Here is a 20,699-nt window from a genome sequence, read left to right as displayed (position 1 = left end):
CTACAAGCTGGGCACCGGGGCCTGGGCGACCGCCCTGGTCGAGGGCACCGCCGGGGCGCAGAACTCGGAGATCATCGGCAGCTGACGCTTGAGCGCGGCGTCCGGCGACGCGGTGATGTCCACGGTGGCCAGCGTGGAGATGTTCTTGCCGGAGTCGTCGTGGAAGCTGAGGGTGGCGAACCCCGGAAGGTCGCCGCCGTGCCCCCAGATCGAGATGTCCTCGGCACAGGCGCCCGCCGCCTTGAGATTCAGCTTCATCAGGCCGAGCCCGTACTCCATACCGCCGCCCACCGGGACGGTCTTCTTCATCTGCGTCACCAGATCGGCGGGCAGCAGGCGCCCGCCGAACAACGCCTCGAAGAACCGGTTGAGGTCCTTGCCCGAGGACACCATGCCGCCCGCGCCGAAGTAGCGCGAGTAGTTGTAGGTGGTGACGTCGGTGAGGCCGCGCGGCGCGTCGTACAGCTGCTCGTAGCCGCGGGCGGCAGGGCGGATCAGGAACGGGAAATCGCGGGGGAGCGACGTGTCTCGCAGGTGCAGCGGCCCGGTGACACGCTCCGCGAGCGCACGTTCCAGCGGCTTCCGCGTGATCTTCTCGACCAACAGGCCGAGGACGTTGTAGCCGGTGTTCGAGTACGCCCAGCTCGTGCCGGGCTTGAATTGCAGCGGCTGCTTCGACACGCTCAGACGGATCTGGTCGTCGCTGTCGAAGTGCTCGAAGCGTTCGGTGTCGACCTCCGGCCCCGTCGCCCAGGAGTCCTCGGGGGCGAGGTCACGCGGGAGCCCGCTGGTGTGTTGCAGCAGCTGGCGGACGGTGATCGGCTCCGGATACGGCAACAGCCCAGGCAGGTAACGCTGTACGGGCTCGTCGAGCCCGACGCGCTTTTCCGCCGCGAGCTGCAGGACCAGCGTCGCGACGAACACCTTCGACACACTCGCGATCCGCCAGCGGCCCGACGCGTCGGGTTTGCCCGGCCGTTCGATGTTCGCGACGCCGCTGACACCGCGGAAATCGTCTGAGACGGCGACCATGCCGGGGATGCCCGCGGCGACCGCCGCGTCCATCGCGGCTTGGCGCGGATCGGTCTTCTCGGCGGCCACCGCCGGAAACGCGGTGGCCGAAAGCAGTGCGGCACAAGCGATCGCGACGAAACTTCGGCGCATGTGGTGAACCCCCCAGTCCAGGTCAGGCTTCCAGTTCGGGTACGTCCTTCTTACGTGGCTTCCGTATGACGGTGACTCCGCCCCAGAAAGCCAGGCCGGTGATCTTCACCGTCGGCGCCGTCGGCGGCGCCGGGGGAGTCCCGGCGCGATCCTCCAGTTCGAAGGCGCCCATGAAGCCGATTCCGGTGACGTCCACGTTGATGTCGTCAGGCACGACGATGTCGATCCCGCCCATGATCGCGACCGCGGTGATCGTCGAGTGCTTCTCGGCGAACCGCGCGTGCCGCAGGTCGAGATCGGCGCCGCCCCAGAACGCGAAACTGTTGTGCTGCGGCGGGACCACCCAGCTGCCCTTGCGCGACGCGCCCGACATGACGGCGATCGAGGCGCCGGAGCCAGGATGCCCGCCGATGCGGTCGTCGGGCAGGCCGAGCGCGCGCGAGGTCGCCGGCTGGATCGCCGTGCTCGACTGGGGCAGATCCGCGGTGACCGGCTTGAGGTCGCCGACGGTCTTGGCCGCGTAGACGGTGGTGAGCCGCTCTTCCAGCTCGTTGATGGTGATGCGCCCTTCGGACATCGCCGCGTGCAGCACCTGCGCGACCTGCTCGCGATCGGCGTCGGAGATGCGCATCTGTTCGGGGCCCGGCAGGGCCGGCTCTTCACTCACCTGGAGGAGCCTAGCGCCGACGAGAGGGCCAAGCGTCCATCTTCTGGTCGACAGTGGCATCCTCCCGTGATGGGGAACTCACTACCCGGCGCCGTCGAGCTGCCGGACGGGATCAAGGTGCGCGGGCGGGGCCTGGGTCGTCCCTGGCCAGACGGGCCCTCACCGGATTTCGGACTGTATTTGGGCGGCGCGAAACTGCGCCGGAAGCACGATCACAAAATGGACTGGGAGCGGGCGTGGATCCGCTGGCCCGACTTCCTGCTACCGACGGACTGGTCGGACGCGCGGCGCCGGATCGTCGACCTGCACACCCGGGCGGCGGCGGGCGAAGGCGTCGAGGTCGCCTGTTACGGCGGAGTGGGGCGAACCGGCACGGTGCTGTCCTGTCTCGCCACCCTTTCCGGGCTGAGCGCCGGCGAGGCGGTGGCATGGGCGCGGGCCAACCACGACAAGCGTTCGGTGGAGACGCCCTGGCAGCGCCGCTGGGTCGGCTGGTTCGCGCGGCAGGCGTGACGGGCTAAATTGACCGGCATGGATGTGCACGTCGTTGATCACCCGCTGGCCAAAGCCAGGCTCTCCACCATGCGCGACGCGCGCACCGACAGCGCCGCCTTCCGCGCGGCACTGCACGAACTGACCGTCATGCTGGTCTACGAAGCCACCCGCGACATGCCCGTGCGGATCGAGCGGATCCACACGCCGGTGGCGCGCACCGACGGTTACGCGCTGGCGAGCCCGCCGCTGCTCGTACCGGTGCTGCGGGCCGGGCTCGGGATGGCGGACCAGGCGCACAAGCTGATCCCGGACGCCCAAATGGGTTTCGTCGGCCTCGCCCGCGACGAAGAGACGCTCAAACCGACGCCGTACCTCGAGTCGCTGCCCGAATCGCTCGCCGACCGGCCGGTGATGGTGCTCGACCCGATGCTCGCGACCGGCGGCTCGATGGAGTACACGATCCGGTTGCTCACCGACCGGGGCGCCACCGACGTCACCGCGATCTGCGCGCTCGCCGCGCCCGAGGGCATCGAGCACCTGGAGAAGACCGGGCTGCCGCTGCGCGTGGTGACCGCGAGCATCGACGAGCGGCTGAACGACTCCGGGTTCATCGTGCCCGGCCTCGGGGACGCGGGGGACCGGCAGTACGGGGCCGTCTGACCCGGTTCGCAACAACTCCGCCGTTGCCGGTCACTGACAGGTGTGACCAGAACAGTGACCGGAACGGTGGGGGTGCCGGTGGACTCGTGCGAACCTCCTCCCGACAGGAGCGACACGGAGCTTTGGCGGGCGGCCGCGGGCGGTGATCACCCGGCGTTCACCGAGCTGTTCGAACGGCATGTCCAGTCGGTGTGGAACCACGCCTACCGGCTCACCGGGTCGTGGGCGTCGGCCGAAGACCTGACGTCGACGACGTTTCTCACCGCCTGGCGGCGCCGGGCGGACATCACGCTCATCCGCGACAGCGCGCTGCCGTGGCTGTACACCGTCGCGGGGAACCTCGCGCGCAGCGAACACCGCAGCACCGGGCGGCGGCTCCGGCTCGTCCGGCGGTTGCCGGAGCCCCGGTCGGTATCCGACCACGCCGACACCGTCGTCGACCAGCTCGACGGCGAAGACCGCCTCCGGCAGGTGCTCGCCTTGGTCGCGAAGCTGCCGAAATCGCAGCGGCAAGCCGTCGAACTCTGCCTGCTCGGAGATCTCTCCTTCGCCGACGCCGCCGAACTGCTCGGTGTCGCCGAGGTGACCGTTCGCGCCCACATCTCGCGGGCCCGTACGCAGCTGCGGGCCGCCCTGGAGGAGAAATGACCGACGACCTCGGCCTGCCCGGCAGGCGCGAACTCCCTCCGGAAGTGCTCGACAACCTGCGGATGTCCTTGCGGGAGGGCATGGGAAAACCCGAGCGGCGGCGATGGCCGATCGCCGTCGCCGCGGCCGCCGTGGTCCTGATCCTCGCGGGAGCTCTGGTCACGACCGTGCTCATCCGGGAGCCGGACGGGCCGGGACCCGCCGTCGCGAGCGACCCTGATTTCGCTCTTGACCTGCCGAAGGCCGTCCCGGCCATGGATCGGTGCTGGGCGGCGCTCCAGACCCGCGGCAGGGCCGCCGGTTTCCCCGCCCGTGACGAATGGGTGCCGCAGTTCACCGTCGCCCCTTCCTGGACGTCCGTGACGGTCGTCGCGGTGCGCGCGGGCGGCAAGGTCTTCTTCTGTGAAACCACGTCGATCACGGTGACGGTGTCCGACCCGGACGCCCCGTCCTACGCCACGGGGACCAAGGCCGCGGCACTGCTGATGAGCCGCGCCGGAACGGTCGCCGGGGTGGCCGACCCCGGCTGGGAGAAGATGGAGCTCTTCAGCCGGACCGCCGATTCGACGGCCTCGTCCGATGTGCCGATCTTCCGGAACGGGAACCTGTTCGTGGTGCTTTCGCAGTCCAAACCTTCGCGGACCACGTACTCGGTCGGGCCGTACACCGGGGAGCCGGGCGACGGCGTCACCGTCGCGCCGCACGGCCTTCGGCCCGCGCCCGAACCGGCTGTGACGGACATCGATCGCGTCCCGCCCGTGGTGCCGGACCGGGGCACACCGGCGGGGAAGTTCTTCCAGACCTGTGTGGAGGGAGCGACCGAACCGCTGTCCGACGTGGACGCGTACGAGACCGGGACACTGCTCGAAGGCGATGACGTCAAGGTGGTCGTCGCCCGGCTCGGCGACAGGTTCGTCGTCTGCCAGGGCGGGCTCGGGTATCACGACGGCACGAGCGAGTACTACCGCGTCTTCGCCGGCCCGGACGCCGATCCGCGATCAGTGGGCAAACTGTCGACCGAAACGCTCGGCGGCTCCGAGCAGGGCGGGGTCGGCAGCGCGAAGAATCCGTTCATCGGGATCGTGCCGCGGACCGCGACCACGGTGAAGCTCGATTTCGGGGCGGGCAAGAAGGTCGAGGCGGCGGTCACCGACGGGACTTTCGCGGTCTGGCGACCGGAGCTTCCCGGGGCTATGGACCCGAACGCGCAGGTGGGCGTTGTCGTCCTCGATGCCGCAGGGAAGACGCTCCATGAGGGCCCCCTCGCGCTCTACTGAGTACCCGGATCGCGTTTAGCCCGCTAAACGCGATCCGGGGCTTGGGCGCGTTATGAGGAAGTACCTGAAGGACCTTCATGTACTTGCCGGATCGACGAGGTAGTGAAGGCCTCCTTCCTTACTCTGAAGGTAGGCAAGGAGGCCTTCACGGACTTGCGCGCCCGGCGCACCCCAGTCCCGAAGTCCCCCGGATCGCGTTTAGCCCGCTGAACGCAGGTCACCGGCGCAGCCAGCCCGCGGCGTTCACCCGCAGCGCGGTCTCGTAAGCCGTGCTCACGGTGTACTGCTCCGGAAGGTTCCCGTTCAGCTCCAGCGACACGAGCCCGTGCACGAACCCCCAGCACGCCACCGTGACGACCTCGGGCGGCACGTCGAGGAAGACGCCGTCGGCGACGGCCTTGCGGATCGTTCCCTCCAGCGGCGCCATCGTGGCGCGAGCCTGCTCGGACGTCTCCTCCGCCGGTTCGAAACCCGGCACCGACTTCGTGAACATGATCGCGTAGAGATGCGGGTCGGCCAGCGCGCTTTCCCGGTACACGACGCCGAGCCGCACCAGATCCTCGACCGGGTCACCGCTCAGCGTGACCCCGGACATCCGGCGGCCGAAGCGGCGGAAGCCCTCGGTGAAGAGGGCGCTGACGAGGTCCGTCTTGCCGCCGAAGAGCGAATAGACCGCGGTGGTGGACGTGCCGACGTCGGCGGCCAGTTTGCGGAGGCTCAGCGCCTTGGGGCCGTCGGCCGAGATGAGTTCACCGGCGCGGTCCAGCAGTTTCAGCCGGAGGTTCTCGTCGTGCGTCCTGGGGCGGGGCATGCGCAGAGGGTATCGCAACGCTGTTATCAATCGCTCGGATTCGGAGTTGACCTGGAGCGCACTCCAGGTCGTAGTGTCGTTCGCATGAGCTACTCGATAGCGGAAGCCGCGCGACGTAGCGGACTGTCCATCGACACTCTCCGGTACTACGAGCGCATCAAACTCGTCGAGCCGCCGGCGCGGGACGCCGCAGGCCGCCGCGCCTACAGCGACGACGACCTCGGGTGGCTGGGGTTCCTGACCAAGCTCCGCCTGACCGGCATGCCCATCAAGCGGATGCGGGAGTACGCCTCCCTGCGCCACCACGGGGCGGCGAGCGCGGGAAGGCGCAAGGCGATCCTTGTCGACCAGCGTAAATCGGTCGCCGACCGGATCGCCGAGTTGCAGACCTGCCTCGACATCCTCGACTACAAGATCGACCACTACGACCAGGTGGAGCGGAAGGTGCTCGGCACCGGAGCCACCGTGGAGGGAATTTCAGCGTGATCAGCACCAGGAGGCTCGGCGGTCTGGAGGTCGGGGCGCAGGGGCTCGGCTGCATGGGGATGAGCCAGGCCTACGGCGTCCGCGACGACGACACGGAGTCGATCGCCACCGTCCACCGCGCGCTCGAACTGGGCGTGACCCTGATCGACACCGCGAACGTCTACGGCGCCGGAGCGAACGAAGAGCTGGTCGGCCGGGCGATCGCGGGCAAGCGGGACCAGGTGGTGCTGGCGACCAAGTTCGGCATCGTCTGGGATCAGGACGGCGGCATGTCCGCTCGCGGCGACGCGGCGTACGTCAGGCAGAGCTGCGAAGAGTCCCTTCGCCGGCTGAACGTCGACCACATCGACCTCTACTACCAGCACCGTGTCGACCCGAACACGCCGGTCGAGGAGACCTGGGGTGCGCTCGCGGAGCTGGTGAGCGAGGGGAAGATCCGGTTCGCCGGGATCTCCGAGGCCAGTGCCGAGACGATCCGTCGCGCGCACGCCGTCCACCCGGTGACCGCGCTGCAGAGCGAGTGGTCCCTCTGGACCCGCGGCATCGAAGGCGAGATCCTCTCGACCGTTCGCGAGCTGGGCATCGGCGTCGTGCCGTTCTCGCCGCTCGGCCGCGGTTTCCTCACCGGCAGCGTGACGTCGGTGAAGGACCTTCCGGCGGACGACCTGCGCCGCGGGCTGCCCCGGTTCGCCGAGGGCAACTTCGAGCGCAACATGGCCATCGTCGAGGCGCTGCGCGAGCTGGCCGAGCAGAAGGGCGTCACCGCGGGACAGCTCGCGCTGGCCTGGGTGCAGGCGCAGGGCGACGACGTCGTGCCGATCCCGGGCACCAAACGCCGCGAGTACCTCGAAGAGAACGCCGTCGCCGCGGACCTGAAACTGTCCGAAGTGGACATGGAGGCCATCGAAAAGGCCGCGCCCGCCGAGGCGATCGCCGGTGAGCGTTACCCGGAGCGGCTCGCCCGCGCCGCCGGAAAGTAAACCCCAGAGAATCGCGGAGAAATCATGACGGGTTCCACCCTGCCCACCCGCGGGCTCGGCACGCTGGAAGTCGGCGCGCAGGGGCTCGGCTGCATGGGCATGAGCGAGTTCTACGGCCAGGGTGACGACACCGAATCGATCGCGACGGTCCACCGCGCGATCGAACTGGGCGTCACCCTGATCGACACCGCCGACATGTACGGCTTCGGCCGCAACGAGGAACTGGTCGGCCGCGCCCTCGCGGGCAAGCGGGATCAGGTGGTGCTGGCGACCAAGTTCGGCATCGTGCGCGACGAGGCAGACCCCTCGAAGCGCGGGATCCGAGGTGACGAATTCTATGTGCGCCAACAGGTCGAGGCTTCGCTTCGCCGGTTGAACGTCGATCACATCGACCTCTACTACCAGCACCGCGTCGATCCGAATGTGCCGATCGAAGAGACCGCGGGCGCGCTGTCCTCGCTGGTCGAGCAGGGGAAGATCCGGCACATCGGGTTGTCCGAGGCCGGCCCGGAGACGATCCGCCGGGCACACGCCGTGCATCCGGTGACGGCCGTGCAGACCGAGTGGTCGCTGTGGTCGCGCGACATCGAGAACGAGGTCGTCCCGGTCTGCCGGGAGCTCGGCATCGGACTGGTGCCGTATTCCCCGCTGGGCCGTGGTTTCCTCACCGGCCGCTTCAAGTCCAAAGAGGACTTCGCGGAGGGTGACTTCCGTCAGACGACCCAGCCGCGGTTCGCCGAGGGCAACTTCGAGCGCAACATGGCGATCGTCGACGCGTTGCGTTCGCTGGCGGAGCAGAAGGGCGTCACCGCCGGACAGCTCGCGCTGGCCTGGGTGCAGGCGCAGGGTGACGACGTCGTGCCGATCCCGGGCACCAAGCGCCGCAAGTACCTCGAAGAGAACGTGGCGTCCGTCGGCCTGAAGCTGACCGCCGAGGACATCGCCGCCATCGAGGCGGCGGTCCCGGCCGACGCGGTCGCGGGGGAGCGCTATCCCGAAGCGGCCATGCGCCTGTTGTCCCGCTGAACACGACAAAGCCGGCGCCCGATCGAAGGGCGCCGGCTTTCTCGTTGTCAGAGCAGGGAGTTGACCGCGTCGACCACACCGTCGACGGCCACGGTCTGCTGCTCACGGGTCGCGAGCCCGCGCACGGTCACGTTCCCGGCGTCCCAGTCTTCCTGGCCGACGATCACCACGGCCCGCGCCCCGGCCTTGTCCGCGCGGGTGAGCTCCTTGCCCAGCTTGCGGAGTTCGACGGGCGTGGACGTGCGCAGCCCGGCCTTCCGAAGCAGTCCCGCGACCTCGCGCGAGGCGTCGGTGAGTTCTTCGGTCACCGGGATCACCACGACGTCGACCTCGCTGCGCGGCTTCGGGGTGAGGCCGTGCGTGTCGAGGAAGTCGATCAGCGTGACGTCGCCCATGCCGAAGCCGATCCCGGGGATCTGCTGCGACGTGAACAGCGACGCCAGGTCGCTGTACCGGCCGCCGCCGAAGAGGGCGCGACGGTTCTCCGGAGAGGTGTCGAAGACCTCGAACACGGTCGACGTGTAGTACGCGAGCCCGCGCACGATCATCGGGTCGAACGTGATCAGGTCCGCGGCGCCGCTGTTCAGCACCTTGACCAGGTTCGAGTTCTCCTTGACCTGGTCCGGCAGCTCGTCGAGCAAGGCGGCGCCGGAAGTCAGGATCTCGGTCAGCTTCTCGAACTGCTTGTCGGTCAGCCCGATCTCGCTCGCGGTGTCGCTCAGCTTCGTCCGGTCCGACTTCTCCCAGCGGTCCACCAGGGTGAACACCTGCGGCAGCTGCTCCGCGGTCACGCCGACGATGTCGGTGAGCGCCGAAGAGAGCAGGTTCCGGTCGTTGGCCCGCACCTGGAACATGTCCGGGGTCGCGCCGAGCGCGCTCATCATGTCGTGGACGAGCTCGAAGATCTCGATCTCGCAGTTCGCGCTGTCCGAACCGAAGATGTCCGCGTTGATCTGCCAGTGCTCGCGGACCCGGCCACGCTGCGGCCGCTCGTAGCGGTGGCAGTTCGGGTGGCTGTACCAGCGCACCGGGAACTGCAGCGACTTCGCGTTGCCCGCGATCATCCTGGCGACCGACGGCGTCATCTCCGGGCGCAGCGCCAGCCGCTCGCCGCCCTTGGTGGTCAGCGTGTACAGCTGCTGGTCCGCGATCTCCTGCCCGGATTTCCGCTCGTAGATCTCGGCGGGTTCGAGGATCGGCCCGTCGTAGCGGAGGAAACCGCGCAGTTCGAGCACGTCGTAGAGATGGCCGAACACCTGCGTCCGGACGGACATCTCGGCGGGCAGGAAGTCGCGGGTCCCCTTGGCGGGGGCTGTCGGCAGGTATTCAGGCACGTCAACCAGCTTAACCAGCGAAGGCCACGCCGTACGCGGTGGTCAGGATCGCCGCCCCGAGCAGCACCGCCCCGGCGCTGGTGACCCGCCCGCCGAGCTTGCCCTTGCCCGGCGCCAGGTGCAGGAAGAAGCCGCCGGACTGAGCGAGCACACCGAACAGCAGCAGGAAGCAGACGATCCACAGCGCGGCGGACGGGAGCCCGGTCTGCCCGAGGATCTGCAGCGCGACCAGCGCGAGAACCAGCAGGACACCGGCGTGCGCGTGGCCGGCGCGGAACATCCCGCGCTGGTGTTCGGTCAGCTTCTTCTCGCGCAGGACACCCATCAGTGCGTAACCGCCGTACATCACCGTCGGCAGCGAGACGAGCGCGATGACGGTGAAGAGCCTGATCGGGCCTTCCATGGTGGTTCCTTTCGCGGCGGGTGGGGAGCGACGACAACGATAACACCGTTTTAAAACAGTGTCACCAAAGTTGGCGTCCCACTTTCGGGAGTCAGGCTCGGACGCCCCGCGAAAGGATCAGGCGAACGTTCCGGAGCGCGGAAAGATCGGCGAGCGGATCGCCGTCGACCACCAGGACGTCGGCGCTCAGACCGGGGGCGAGCCGCCCGGTGACGTCGCCGAGGCCGAGCCCGGCGGCGGAGTCCTCGGTCGCGATCTCGAGGATCCGGCGCCTGCCGAAACCCAGCCATTCGTAGAGTTCGAGGGCGCCGACGGGATCGTCGAAGACCGAACCGGGCAGCCCGGCGTCCGTCCCCGACAGCAGCGGGACACCCAGCTCCTCCAGCCAGGACAGCCGTCCGTAGACGGTCTTCGCGAGCTCCTCGCCCATGCGCTCGGCCAGCATCCGCCAGTTGCGGCTGCTCGTCGAACACGCCGCGATACCCTCGGCCGCCATGCGCTTGGCGACGCCTTCGCGCCTGTCCTGACGCTGGGGCCCGGTCATCCAGGTGCAATGCTCGATCGTGCGGACGCCCGCCTCGACCGACGCCTCGATCGCGTCGGAGCCATGGGCGTGCGCCGCGACCGGGAGCCCGTGGCGTGCCGCGTGCTCGACGATCAGGCGCAGCGCCTTGACGTCGAACTGGGACTCCCACATGTCCGCGCCGCCCTCGGTGATCTGGCCGCCGCTGGCCATCACCTTGATCACGTCCGCGCCGGCGGCCGCGTTGGCGTCGATCAGTGCCCGGATCGTGTCGTCGTCCGCGACCTCGCCGCCGAAGAAATGGCAGTGTCCTTTGAGGACGGTCAGAGGTGACCCCGCGGTCAGTAGGCGCGGAGCGGCGGCGCCTTCGGCGTCGAGTTCCGCGCGGACCCGTGCGCCCAGCGCGTCGCGATCGCCGAGATCCCGCACCGTCGTGACGCCGCTGCGCAGCAGCTGTCCCAAGCGTTCCTTGGCGCCTGCGCGCAGCGCTTCGTCTTCGCTCGCCAGGAAGTTCGGCAACATCTCGCGGGAGGCGTCGAACGCCAGGTGCACGTGGGCGTTGAACAGGCCGGGCAGCAGCGTCGCTTCGGGGAAGCCGAGCCTTTCGGCGTCCGGCGACGCCTGAGCCACGACCTCGGCGCGAGGGCCCGCCGCGAGAATCCGGCCGCCCTCCACGAGCACGGCGCCGTCCTCGACCGGTGTGCTCGGACGCGGCAGGACGCGGCCGGCCGTCAGCAGCAGTTGTGCGGTCATGCTTCGCTCCTGGAGACGGCGGCGGACAGGGCGAGCAGGGGGCGCACGTCGGATTCGATGTCGGAGGCGCCGCCCGGGAGCACGAGCTTCGCCCGCCCGTCGGTCTCCTCGCCCGCGGTCTGCCTGGCGATCGCCGTCTTCAGCGCTTCCGCCGCCGCCCGCGGGTCGTCGGTGGCGAGCGCGGTGAGGTCGGTTTCCAGATAGGGGCTCAGCTGTACGAGCCCGTCCCGGATCTCGATCACGCGGCGGTAGTACCGGCGGTGGACCGTGCGCGGGCGCCACCGCTCCCACCTGCCCTGCGGCGTGGTCCGGAGCACGATGTTCGGGTAGATCCCGGCCAGTGCGGTCCACAACGGGGTGAGCTCGTCGTGGTGGCGCCGGTGCTGGCGGCGGCGCCGCAGCGCGGCGAACCGCGCGCGGACGCCGGGATAGGTGATCCCGGCGAGGAAGAGCGCGATCCCGAGGATCACCAGCGGGACGGCGACGGTGAGCAGAAGCCGGACCGACGGTCCGAACGCCCATGCGATCACGATGTAGAGCGCGCGGAACACACTGCCGGCGGAAAGGCAGATCAGCCCGGCGGCGCTGAGTTTCAGCCCGGTCTTCAGATGGCGGTCCGCGGTGCGGATGTAGCGGAAGATCCACCAAGCGCACGCGGCGAGGCCGTAGATCAGGTAGATCCCGGCGCCGAGGTAGAACAGCGCCACCCCGGGCACGTGCACGAGCTTCGGGCTCAGCGCGAGCCCGCGTACCTCCGGCGGGGTGAGGGCCATCGCGACCAGCATGAGCGCGATCGCGCCGGACAGCGGGACGAGCTCGAACAGGACGCGCCGTGGCCTGCGCGGGCCCAGCGCGGAGCCGAGGAAAACGATCAACAGCGCGCATACCCCGATGGCGAGCATGATGTTGTTGACCAGGCGCCCCGTGCCCTTGCCGGTCAGGCCGTCGAGCCAGCCGGAGATGACCTTCTGCTGGGCGAGGAAGGATCCGGCGACGCAGACGATCGTGATGGTGATCGCCCAGTTCGGCAGCAGCCGGGGCGCCCGGTACGTCTGGTAGATCCGCCAGGCGAGCGCGGTCGCGAACAGCGCCATCGCCACGACGTTGAGAGGGGAGAACAGCGAGTTCACAGCCACCCTTGATGGTCGCCCAGCGCGCCTTGGACACGGCGGACGTCATCGTCGTCGGCGCGACGGGGAATCGTGTAGTTCAAGACCGACGCCCATTCGAGGATGATGGTCGCCACGGTCTCGGCTTCCCATTCGTGCGCCTCATCGTAGGAGGTGCGGCGTAAAGCGCGGTGTACCGCGTCGCCGTCGAGCCCGGGCGCGGGGCCGCGCAGGAAGTCGGCGGGTTCGGCGTCGCCGCCGGGATGGTGATCGGCGAGCATATGCCCGAGTTCGTGCAGGATGATGTGATCCTGGTGGGACTTCGTGGTCTCTTGCTGGAAGAAGATGTAGTCCGCCGAACCGGTGGCGATCCAGCAGCCGAAAGGACCGGGTACCTCGAGCGGATACGGCATCAGCCGGATCGGCCTGCCACGCTGTTCGCCGAGCCGCTCGCAGAGCACGCCGACGTCGAGCGGTGGCTCGATGTCGAGCTTGTTCAGCATCTTGCGGCAGCGTTTGCGGAGCTCCCGTTCCTTCATCGGCTTTCGTCCGGCTGGTCGCGCTCGGCCCGTTCGTATCGCTCGACGAGCTCCAGCAGGTCCATGACCTGGCGACGGCCTTGCGGGGAAAGCTCCTGCGCGCGCATGGCCATGAGCTTCGCCTCTCCGACGGGCTGCGGTTCCTGGTCTTCGAAGAAGTAGGTGATCGGAACCCCGAACAGCTTCGCCAGCGCCTCGACGTAGTGGATCTTCGGGTTGACGCGCTTGCCCGTGGCGAGCTGCTGGAGGTACGCGGGCGACATGGTGGGCCCGCCGGCGCGATCGATCGCCGCGGACAGCTCGCGATAGCTGTGCGGGGCGCCTTCGTTCGCGCGTGCCGAATCGATCAGCGCGCTCAGCTTCTGGGCGAAGGTCTGGTACGGCGACATGACCCCCCATCCGTTCACTGGTCCCGTTCCGTAGTGGGAGTGTAACGCGATACAGCCTGTCCGCGGCTGTTGACAGCTCCTGTATGCAGTGGTTTACAGTTGTCAAGCGGTTTCGTGCCGTGTCCGGTCTCTCACTCCGGAATCCGTGCCCTGGGGGTGTACGGACGCCGGAGTGAGAGCCGTTTTCCCGGTGGGTGCACAAGATCGTGCCGGATGTAGTACGCTGAGGCAGCCAAGGTTGATCGCCGTCACGGCGAACCCTTGGTCTCGGCCTGTTGCCGGAGGTCGACCCCCAGGGCTTCCGGTGACAGGCCCCTTTACTTTCTCCCGCGTTTAGTCCTCTGAATGCGGTCGTTCGTATGGCCAACTACCGCATTCAGAGGACGAAATGCGGCGAAGGGGTCAGGGCATCAGCGTGGCGGCCAGGGTGCCACCCAGTTCGAAACAGGCTTCCAAATCCGCTTTGCCCGGTTCTCCGGTGACGAGCACCGGAGAAGCCGCGCTCTCCCAGCCGAGTCCGGTGGTGATGCTCTCGATCCCGCGCACGGTGCCGGAGGTGTCGTTGTTGCCGTGCACGAAGAACCCGAACGGCCGTCCTCGCGTGGAATCCAGGCACGGGTAGTAGACGGTGTCGAAGAAATGCTTCAGCGCGCCGGACATGTACCCCAGATTCGCCGGGGTGCCGAGCAGGTAGCCGTCGGCGTCCAGGACGTCGGGCACGGTCGCGCCCAGCGCCGCGCGGCGCACGACGTCGACGCCCTCGATGTCCGGATGATTCGCGCCGGAAAGCACGGCCTCGAACATCGCCTGCGTCGAGGGCGACGGCGTGTGGTGGACGATCAGCAGCTTCGGCATGTCAGGCCAGCCGGGACTCGATGTCGGCCCGCAGCGCGGCCAGCCGCGCGTGCGCCGCGGTGCGTGCCTCGGCGAGATCGCCGGAGACCGGCTCCTTCACCTGCAAATACGCCTTCAGTTTCGGCTCGGTCCCGGACGGCCTGATGACCACGCGCAGGCCCTCGCCGGTCAGGCGCAGGACGTCGGCGTCGGGCAGGAGGTCCTCCATCGTGACGCCGGTGCCGCCCAGCGACGCCGGGGGAGTGGCGCGCAGGCCCGCCATCAGCCGCTCCCGCACCGACAGATCGGTGACCCGCAATGAGACCTGATCCGTCACGTGCACCCCGTGCTTCACGGACAGTTCGTCGAGGACGTCCAGCGGCCCGCGTCCCGCCGCACGCAGGGAAGCGGTCAACGACGCGGCGAGCACGGCGGCGGCGATGCCGTCTTTGTCCCGTACGAAACCGGGGTTCACGCAGAGGCCGAGGGCCTCTTCGTAGGCGAAGACGAGCCCTTCGCCCGCGCGGACCAGCCATTTGAACCCGGTCAGGGTCTCCGCGTAGCGCGCCCCGAATTCCCCCGCGACCTCGCCGAGCATCGACGACGACACGATCGTCGTGGCCACGAGCGGATCAGCACTATCCACAGTGGACAGAACATGCCACCCGAGGAGCACGCCGGTTTCGTCGCCGCGCAGCATCCGCCACGAACCGTCCCGTTCACGCACACCCAGCGCGCAGCGGTCGGCGTCGGGGTCGAGCGCGATCGCCAGGTCCGCGTCCACTTCGGACGCCAGCGCCAGCAAAAGGTCCGTCGCGCCCGGTTCTTCCGGATTCGGGAAGGCGACCGTCGGGAAGCCGGGATCGGGTGTGGCCTGCTCGGCCACCAGATGGAGATCGCCGAAACCCGCGCGCTCGAACGCCGCGCGCAGGGTGTCCGCGCCGACGCCGTGCAGCGCCGTCGCGGCGACCTTGACCTCGCGCTCCGGGCCACGCGGCAGAAGCGCGACCTTCGCGAGGTACGCGTCCAGGAGTTCGTCGCCCAGCACCTCGGCGCCCGGCTCGCGCGGCACGCTGATCGCCGGGGGAGCGGTTTCGATGGCCCGCTCGATCTGACCGTCCGAAGGTGGGACGATCTGGCCGCCCGACGCGTCGTAAAGCTTGTAACCGTTGTCGGCCGGGGGATTGTGCGACGCGGTGATCTGGATGCCCGCGACCGCGCCGAGTTCCAGCACGGCGAACGCGAGCACCGGGGTGGGCAGCGGGCCGGGCAGCGTCTTCACCTCGAACCCGGCGGCGGTCAGCACCTCGGCGGCGGCCTCGGCGAAGGCTTCCGAACCGTGCCGTGCGTCGCGGCCGACCACCACGACCCCGCCCGCGTGTCCTCGCGAGCTCAGCCAGGCCGCGACCCCGGCCGTGGTCCGGGTCACGACCGCGACGTTCATCCCGTTGGGGCCGGCGCGCACCGGGCCGCGCAACCCGGCGGTGCCGAATTCGAGCGGGCCCGCCATCCGGTCCGCGAGCTCGTCCGCCGCGCCCGCTTCGCCGCCCATCGCGCGCGCGAGGATGTTCTGCAGCTCGACACGGGAATCGTCGTCCGGGTCGTCGGCGATCCAGCGGAACGCCCGATCCCGCAGCTCCGAGGTCAAGGAAGTCGTCACCGAGTCAGCCTACGGGTACGTTGGGGAGGGTGCGATTGATCTTCACTTCTCTGGTGAGTCATGGTCATCTCTATCCCCTACTACCGCTCGCCGTCGCCGCTCGCGACGCCGGGCACGAAGTCCTCTTCGCCACGGGTGACGACATGCTGCCGGTGGTCGAAAAGGCCGGGCTGGCCGCGGAAAGCGCCGGATTCGGGATGCGGGAGGCGTTCGAGTCGGTCGCCGGACCCGATGCTCCCAAACCCAACGCCTCCGATGCTCCGCCCGAGTCGTTCCATCCCGTTATCGGCGAAGTGTTCGGAAATGTGATGCCTCGGCGGTTCGTCGCCGATCTCACGCCGTTGCTGGAGCGGCACCGGCCGGATCTCGTCGTCTACGAAAGCGGCAACGCGGGGGGCGCCATCGCCGCCCACCTCGCCGGCATCCCCGCGATCGGGCACGGCTTCGGCCGGTTCTCGCGGGATGACGTCATGGACGTCATTTTCGGCCGCCTCGCGGAATTCGCCGCGGAGGTCGGTCTCGACGGCGTGAACGTGCCGTCCTTCGGCGACCCTGTCGTCGACATCTGCCCGGAATCGGTGCAGGCGCCCGATTTCCTGGCGGAAGCGAACAGGATCCCGTTGCGTCCCGTCGGCTGGGCCGAGCCGGGAGATCTCCCGGCGGGCGTGGTCGGCCGGGACAAGAGCCGTCCGCTGGTCTACCTCACCCTCGGGACCGCGTTCGGCGACGAAAACGTGTTGAAGCGAGCGATCGGCGGTCTGGCGCGGCTCGACGTGGACGTCATCGTCGCGGCGGGTCCGACGGTGGATCCGGCGGCGCTGGGCGACGTCCCCGGCAATGTCCGTGTCGAGGCTTGGGTGCCGCAGGTCGACCTCCTGCCGCACGTCGACCTCGTGGTCCACCACGGCGGCAGCGGGACGACGCTCGGGGCCTTCGGCGCCGGGCTGCCGCAACTGGTGCTGCCGCAGGGTGCGGATCAGTTCACGAACGCCGAAGCCGTCGTCGCCGCTGGAGTCGGTACGCAGCTGATCGGCGCCGGCGTCGTCGAGGACGCCATCTCCGAGCAGGCGCGAAAGCTGCTCACGGACGAAACGGTGTTCGGCGCGGCGCGGAAACTCGCCGACGAGGTCGCCGCGATGCCGTCACCCGCGGAGGTCGCTCAGCGGCTTCCCGAGTTCGCCGGCTGAGAAGCGCGTGAAGGCCCCCTTCCCTCGGCTCAGCCGAGGGAAGGGGGCCTTCACGCGCAAAGCGTCAGGCGCGAGCGACGAGTTCCTTGAGCAGCGTGCCCATGCGGGTCGCGGACTGCCGGCCCGCCTCGAGGACCTCTTCGTGGTTCAGCGGTTCCCCGGTCATCCCGGCCGCCAGGTTGGTCACCAGCGAAAGGCCGAACACCTCGACCCCGGCGGCGCGGGCGGCGATGGCCTCCAGCACCGTCGACATGCCGACGAGATCGGCGCCGAGTGTCCGCAGCATGTGGATCTCCGCAGGCGTCTCGAAATGCGGCCCGGTCAGCCCCGCGTAGACGCCTTCTTCCAGCGAGGGGTCGATCTCGCGTGCGATGTCGCGCAGCCGTTTCGCGTAGAGATCCGTCAGGTCGACGAAGTTCGCGCCGACGATCGGCGAGCGCGCGGTCAGGTTCAGGTGGTCGGAGATCAGCACCGGCTGCCCGACCCGGAAGCCCTCGCGCAGGCCGCCCGCGGCGTTGGTCAGCAGCACCGTCCTGGCGCCCGCCGCCGCGGCGGTGCGCACGTTGTGCACGACCGGGTCGATGCCCTTGCCCTCGTAGAAATGCGTGCGGCCCAGCAGGATCAGCGCGCGCTTGTCGCCGACGCGGACCGACCGGACTGTCCCCCCGTGCCCGACCGCGCCCGGCGCGACGAATCCGGGCAGCTCGCCCAGCGGGATCTCCGCTTCGGGCTCCCCGATGACGTCCGCCGCCGGGCGCCAGCCCGAACCGAGCACGACGGCGATGTCGTGCTTCTCGACGCCGGTGCGTTCGGCGATGGCGGCGGCCGCCGCGACCTCGTTCTCACTCATGCGACGAGCGTATCCGGACGGTTCTCACGAGCAGGAACGCCACCAGCCCGAACGGGGACAGGAAGATCGTGAGCGCCAGGATCGGGCCGGTCACCAGCGGGTGGATCCGGTGCTCGCGGGATTCGAGGTACATCCAGCGGGCGACGAACAGGTCGAAGGCGATCAAATGGGCCCAGATCGTGGCCGCCCCGTACGGCGTGCCGGTGAACGCGCTGAGCACGTCGAGGTCCGGCCTGCTGACCGCCGTCCAGAGTTCGCCGAGATGCGCGATGGCGAGCACGAAGTACGGAATCAGCGGCAGCAGCGGCGTCCAGGGCGAGGACATGATCCGGCGGGTCCAGGACCAGCCCGGCAGGAAGATCATCAGCAGCCAGAACGGCGTCGCCAGCGGGAAGGTCCAGGTGAACAGCGTCTCGACGCTCATCGCAGCGAGACCTCCAGCTCCCGCGACGGCCGCCCGATCGCGATTAGCCCGCTAAAGGCGACGCCCGCCACGAGCAGGGCGAAGGCGGTGAGGGTCTGGGAATCGGGGGCGACGATCGACTGGCCGCGCAGCGCCTGCCAAGTCAGCAGCGCGAGAAGGCCTGCGTAGCCGACACCGGCGATCACCACGAGCCGCAGCCGGAGGACGTCGTCGCGAAGCCGCGGGTAGCGCGCGGCCAGGACACCGAGGGCGAGCGCGAGCAGCGGAAGCGCCTGAAGACCATGCAGGCCGAGGAAATGCGGGATCCGCAGGTCGCCGCCGACCGTGCTCCAGCCGAGGACCGGCAGGCCGGGGCCGCCGTCGGGGAGACCGACGGTATGCGCGCCGATCATCGCGGACTGGCCGGTCGCGTCGAGCAGGGCCTGCTGGTCCGAGGTAGGGCCGCTCATCAGCGTCGCCAGCGAGATCCCGATCATGCCGAGGATCGCGCCGATCCTGGCCGCCCACGCCGTCGCGCGGTCGGGGATCCGGGTGAACAGGACGGCGATCGTCAGCACGAGGTTGACCATCCACAGCACGGCGATCATCCCGCCCATGACCTGGAAGATCGTGTTGTCCAGTGGGGTCGCGTTGTTGAAGTGGCTCGCGCGGACGCGGGCGGCCTGGAACACCACCAGCGCGTACTCGGCCGCGAAGATCACGACGAGCGCGTTCGCCAGCCAGTCCGCGGTCCGCCGGAACTTCGGCAGCAGCGAGACGAGCCAGCTCCAGGTGAAGAAGTACAGCATGGCGGAGACGGCGAATTTGAACGGTTTCGCCCAGAGCGGCGCGCCGTTCAGCGTCCGCTGGTCGATCAGCATGGCCAGGACGCACAGCACGGTGATCACGGCGAACGCCTGGGCCAGCCGATAGGAACCCCGGTGCCAGGTGCGGGTTCTCTCCTGGAGATCGGTCAAGATGGTCATGGATCCCTCCCATAACGGATAGTCATACTCTCCATTACGGGAAGCTAAACTATCCATCCTGAGAATTCTTCAGGGATGACCCTGGAACCGTCCCCGAGATCGGAGAACGCACGCGTGCGGATGGCCGAACTGAGCGAAAAAGCCGGGCTTCCGGTCGCCACGATCAAGTACTACCTGCGGGAAGGGCTGCTCCCGCCGGGTGAGCGGACCAGCCCCAACCAGGCGAAGTACGACGACGGGCACGTTCAGCGGATCAAGCTGATCAGGGCGCTGATGGAGGTCGGCGGCCTTTCGCTCGCGACGGTCGGCGAGGTGCTCGCCGCCGTCGATGCCGGGGAAGCCAGCCCCCACCACGTCCTCGGCATCGCCCAGCAGGGCATCACCACCTCCCGGCAGGTCGCCGACGACGAAGCCAGGGCATGGGCGCTCGCCACGGTCCGTGACCTCGCCGAACGCCGAGGCTGGCCCTGCAAGGCCGACGACGACCTGGTCATCCAGGCCCTGGTCGGCGTCCTGTGCACGATCCGCGAGGTCGGGCACGGCTGGTACCTCGACAAACTCGACGCCTACGCCGAGATCGCCGACCGGACCGCCGATCTGGACCTCGAAGGCATCGCCGGGATCGAGTCGCTGGAGCAGATCATCGAGATCGCCGTCGTGGAGACGGTGCTCGGGGACAGGCTGCTCTCGGTGTTGCGGAGGCTGGCGCAGCAGCGTGCCTCGAAGGCCTATTTCGCCCAGGAGGGCTAAAGCCGCTTTCTCGCGTGTCGGTACAGGGGCCGTGAGGCACCGAGACTTTCTTGCGCGCCCGATTTGAGCACTTCGCGGGGAGGGGTAAGTCAACGTGTCAGGTCCCGAAAGCCTCGACCCGGTCGTCGCAAAGATCCGACGCGCTACGACTGTCCATAAGGGACTTGAGATCGGTTTTCGGGGCCCGATTCGGGTACTTTGCGCAGCTTCGCGCTGGGATTGTGAGTGGTAAAGGGGGTTGGAGCCCAATGTCACGTAGCTTAAGTTGATCTTGGGCGGGATTGACGGGTGGGGTGAAGGCTCCCTTCGCTGCGCCTGATGCGACGAAGGGCTGGTCGTGGGTCGGGTTGGTCGTGAGTGGCGTTTCGGGTTCTAACCCGAAACGCCACTCACGACCCCCTCGTGCAATCGCCCTCCGGACATCGATCGGACATTGAGTCAGCGAAGAGTGTTCTTGGTGGACACTCAGGGCGCGGTCGGCTCCTGTCGGCCACGGCAACCGAGCGCGTGACCTGCGGCAATCCTCACCGCTTACGATCAAGACCCCCATCCAAGATCAACTTAAGCTACGTGGCATTGGGTTAGAACGACCATTGCCACTCACGACCCCCCGCGCAAAGTGCTCAGATCGGACACTCAGTGGGTCTTGGCGTCCTTTACGGACGATCGGCGTCGTGCTCGGCTTGCGCCACGAAGAGCCTGCTTGGCAGTCGGCGGGAACAGCCTCCACGGCACGTTCGCCTTACCTCTCAACGGAACGCCCCC

At 68.7% G+C, this 20,699-nt stretch carries 23 protein-coding genes; 9 read left to right on the top strand and 14 right to left on the bottom strand.

Going from position 1 to position 20,699, the window contains the following annotated elements; genetic code table 11:
• On the bottom strand, nt 1-1,164 hold the full coding sequence (locus AC069I_RS01465; RefSeq protein ID WP_478225110.1) for a serine hydrolase domain-containing protein: 1,164 nt from the start codon (nt 1,162-1,164) through the stop codon (nt 1-3).
• A gap of 22 nt (nt 1,165-1,186) precedes the next feature.
• Complete coding sequence (locus AC069I_RS01460; protein ID WP_478225231.1) at nt 1,187-1,795, bottom strand: DUF1707 SHOCT-like domain-containing protein; 609 nt, start codon at nt 1,793-1,795, stop codon at nt 1,187-1,189.
• 105 nt (nt 1,796-1,900) lie between these two features.
• On the opposite strand from AC069I_RS01460, the gene AC069I_RS01455 reads away from it, so the two are divergent.
• From AC069I_RS01455 to AC069I_RS01440, 4 genes are read left to right on the top strand one after another with little or no spacing between them, the layout of a single operon-like run.
• A complete protein-coding gene (locus AC069I_RS01455) occupies nt 1,901-2,344 on the top strand; it encodes a protein-tyrosine phosphatase family protein (RefSeq protein ID WP_478225111.1) in 444 nt (147 codons plus the stop codon).
• Nucleotides 2,345-2,362: 18 nt separating this feature from the next.
• Nucleotides 2,363-2,986 carry a uracil phosphoribosyltransferase gene (gene upp, locus AC069I_RS01450; protein WP_037332384.1) on the top strand — a complete coding sequence of 208 codons (624 nt, stop codon included), beginning with the start codon at nt 2,363-2,365 and terminating at the stop codon, nt 2,984-2,986.
• 54 nt (nt 2,987-3,040) lie between these two features.
• Nucleotides 3,041-3,634 carry an RNA polymerase sigma factor gene (locus AC069I_RS01445; protein ID WP_340684592.1) on the top strand — a complete coding sequence of 198 codons (594 nt, stop codon included), beginning with the start codon at nt 3,041-3,043 and terminating at the stop codon, nt 3,632-3,634.
• The gene (locus tag AC069I_RS01440) at nt 3,631-4,911 is read left to right on the top strand and encodes a hypothetical protein (RefSeq protein WP_478264635.1); all 1,281 of its coding nucleotides are present in this window, start codon (nt 3,631-3,633) and stop codon (nt 4,909-4,911) included. The genes AC069I_RS01445 and AC069I_RS01440 overlap by 4 nt, the downstream gene beginning before the upstream one ends.
• A gap of 217 nt (nt 4,912-5,128) precedes the next feature.
• Here AC069I_RS01440 and AC069I_RS01435 read toward each other — a convergent pair whose 3' ends face one another.
• On the bottom strand, nt 5,129-5,722 hold the full coding sequence (locus AC069I_RS01435) for a TetR/AcrR family transcriptional regulator (RefSeq protein ID WP_478264634.1): 594 nt from the start codon (nt 5,720-5,722) through the stop codon (nt 5,129-5,131).
• 84 nt (nt 5,723-5,806) lie between these two features.
• Here AC069I_RS01435 and AC069I_RS01430 point away from each other — a divergent pair, with 84 nt between their 5' ends.
• The 3 genes from AC069I_RS01430 to AC069I_RS01420 are packed head-to-tail and all read left to right on the top strand — an operon-like array spanning nt 5,807 to nt 8,214.
• Nucleotides 5,807-6,208, top strand: coding sequence for a MerR family transcriptional regulator (locus AC069I_RS01430; protein ID WP_340684589.1), 402 nt, complete (start codon nt 5,807-5,809; stop codon nt 6,206-6,208).
• Complete coding sequence (locus AC069I_RS01425; RefSeq protein WP_478264633.1) at nt 6,205-7,188, top strand: aldo/keto reductase; 984 nt, start codon at nt 6,205-6,207, stop codon at nt 7,186-7,188. The genes AC069I_RS01430 and AC069I_RS01425 overlap by 4 nt, the downstream gene beginning before the upstream one ends.
• Before the next feature lie 24 nt (nt 7,189-7,212).
• On the top strand, nt 7,213-8,214 hold the full coding sequence (locus AC069I_RS01420) for an aldo/keto reductase (protein ID WP_478264632.1): 1,002 nt from the start codon (nt 7,213-7,215) through the stop codon (nt 8,212-8,214).
• A gap of 47 nt (nt 8,215-8,261) precedes the next feature.
• On the opposite strand, the gene hisS is transcribed toward AC069I_RS01420, so the two are convergent.
• From hisS to AC069I_RS01380, 8 genes are all read right to left on the bottom strand, one after another.
• Entirely contained in the window at nt 8,262-9,548 is a 1,287-nt protein-coding gene (hisS, locus tag AC069I_RS01415; protein WP_478264631.1) for a histidine--tRNA ligase, read from the bottom strand.
• 10 nt (nt 9,549-9,558) lie between these two features.
• On the bottom strand, nt 9,559-9,951 hold the full coding sequence (locus AC069I_RS01410; RefSeq protein WP_478264630.1) for a hypothetical protein: 393 nt from the start codon (nt 9,949-9,951) through the stop codon (nt 9,559-9,561).
• A 91-nt stretch (nt 9,952-10,042) separates the two neighbouring features.
• Nucleotides 10,043-11,227: an amidohydrolase family protein gene (locus AC069I_RS01405; RefSeq protein WP_478264629.1), complete on the bottom strand. Its 1,185-nt coding sequence runs from the start codon at nt 11,225-11,227 to the stop codon at nt 10,043-10,045.
• On the bottom strand, nt 11,224-12,357 hold the full coding sequence (locus AC069I_RS01400) for an MAB_1171c family putative transporter (RefSeq protein ID WP_478264628.1): 1,134 nt from the start codon (nt 12,355-12,357) through the stop codon (nt 11,224-11,226). Before AC069I_RS01400 ends, AC069I_RS01405 begins: the two co-directional genes overlap by 4 nt.
• Nucleotides 12,354-12,875 carry a hypothetical protein gene (locus tag AC069I_RS01395; RefSeq protein ID WP_016331300.1) on the bottom strand — a complete coding sequence of 174 codons (522 nt, stop codon included), beginning with the start codon at nt 12,873-12,875 and terminating at the stop codon, nt 12,354-12,356. The genes AC069I_RS01400 and AC069I_RS01395 overlap by 4 nt, the downstream gene beginning before the upstream one ends.
• Nucleotides 12,872-13,264 (bottom strand): helix-turn-helix domain-containing protein, encoded by a 393-nt coding sequence (locus AC069I_RS01390; protein ID WP_378444729.1) that lies wholly within the window; start codon nt 13,262-13,264, stop codon nt 12,872-12,874. Before AC069I_RS01390 ends, AC069I_RS01395 begins: the two co-directional genes overlap by 4 nt.
• 402 nt (nt 13,265-13,666) lie before the next feature.
• Entirely contained in the window at nt 13,667-14,119 is a 453-nt protein-coding gene (locus tag AC069I_RS01385; RefSeq protein WP_219145985.1) for a flavodoxin family protein, read from the bottom strand.
• Nucleotide 14,120: 1 nt separating this feature from the next.
• Nucleotides 14,121-15,758: a phospho-sugar mutase gene (locus AC069I_RS01380; protein WP_478264627.1), complete on the bottom strand. Its 1,638-nt coding sequence runs from the start codon at nt 15,756-15,758 to the stop codon at nt 14,121-14,123.
• A 29-nt stretch (nt 15,759-15,787) separates the two neighbouring features.
• Between AC069I_RS01380 and AC069I_RS01375 the strand changes: the two genes are divergently transcribed.
• Nucleotides 15,788-16,945, top strand: a complete 1,158-nt coding sequence (locus AC069I_RS01375) for a glycosyltransferase (protein WP_478264626.1) — start codon at nt 15,788-15,790, stop codon at nt 16,943-16,945.
• A 64-nt stretch (nt 16,946-17,009) separates the two neighbouring features.
• Here AC069I_RS01375 and AC069I_RS01370 read toward each other — a convergent pair whose 3' ends face one another.
• The 3 genes from AC069I_RS01370 to AC069I_RS01360 are packed head-to-tail and all read right to left on the bottom strand — an operon-like array spanning nt 17,010 to nt 19,184.
• Nucleotides 17,010-17,795: a purine-nucleoside phosphorylase gene (locus AC069I_RS01370; protein WP_340684579.1), complete on the bottom strand. Its 786-nt coding sequence runs from the start codon at nt 17,793-17,795 to the stop codon at nt 17,010-17,012.
• Nucleotides 17,788-18,219, bottom strand: a complete 432-nt coding sequence (locus AC069I_RS01365; protein WP_478225121.1) for an ABA4-like family protein — start codon at nt 18,217-18,219, stop codon at nt 17,788-17,790. Before AC069I_RS01365 ends, AC069I_RS01370 begins: the two co-directional genes overlap by 8 nt.
• A complete protein-coding gene (locus AC069I_RS01360; RefSeq protein ID WP_478264625.1) occupies nt 18,216-19,184 on the bottom strand; it encodes a hypothetical protein in 969 nt (322 codons plus the stop codon). The genes AC069I_RS01365 and AC069I_RS01360 overlap by 4 nt, the downstream gene beginning before the upstream one ends.
• A 75-nt stretch (nt 19,185-19,259) precedes the next feature.
• Here AC069I_RS01360 and AC069I_RS01355 point away from each other — a divergent pair, with 75 nt between their 5' ends.
• A complete protein-coding gene (locus tag AC069I_RS01355) occupies nt 19,260-19,934 on the top strand; it encodes a MerR family transcriptional regulator (RefSeq protein WP_478225123.1) in 675 nt (224 codons plus the stop codon).
• Nucleotides 19,935-20,699: the final 765 nt, after the last annotated feature.

Source organism: Amycolatopsis sp. NPDC043885 (genome assembly GCF_056435685.1).
The sequence above is the reverse complement of the archived record's forward strand: the minus strand, read 5'-3'. Positions and strand labels throughout refer to the sequence as shown.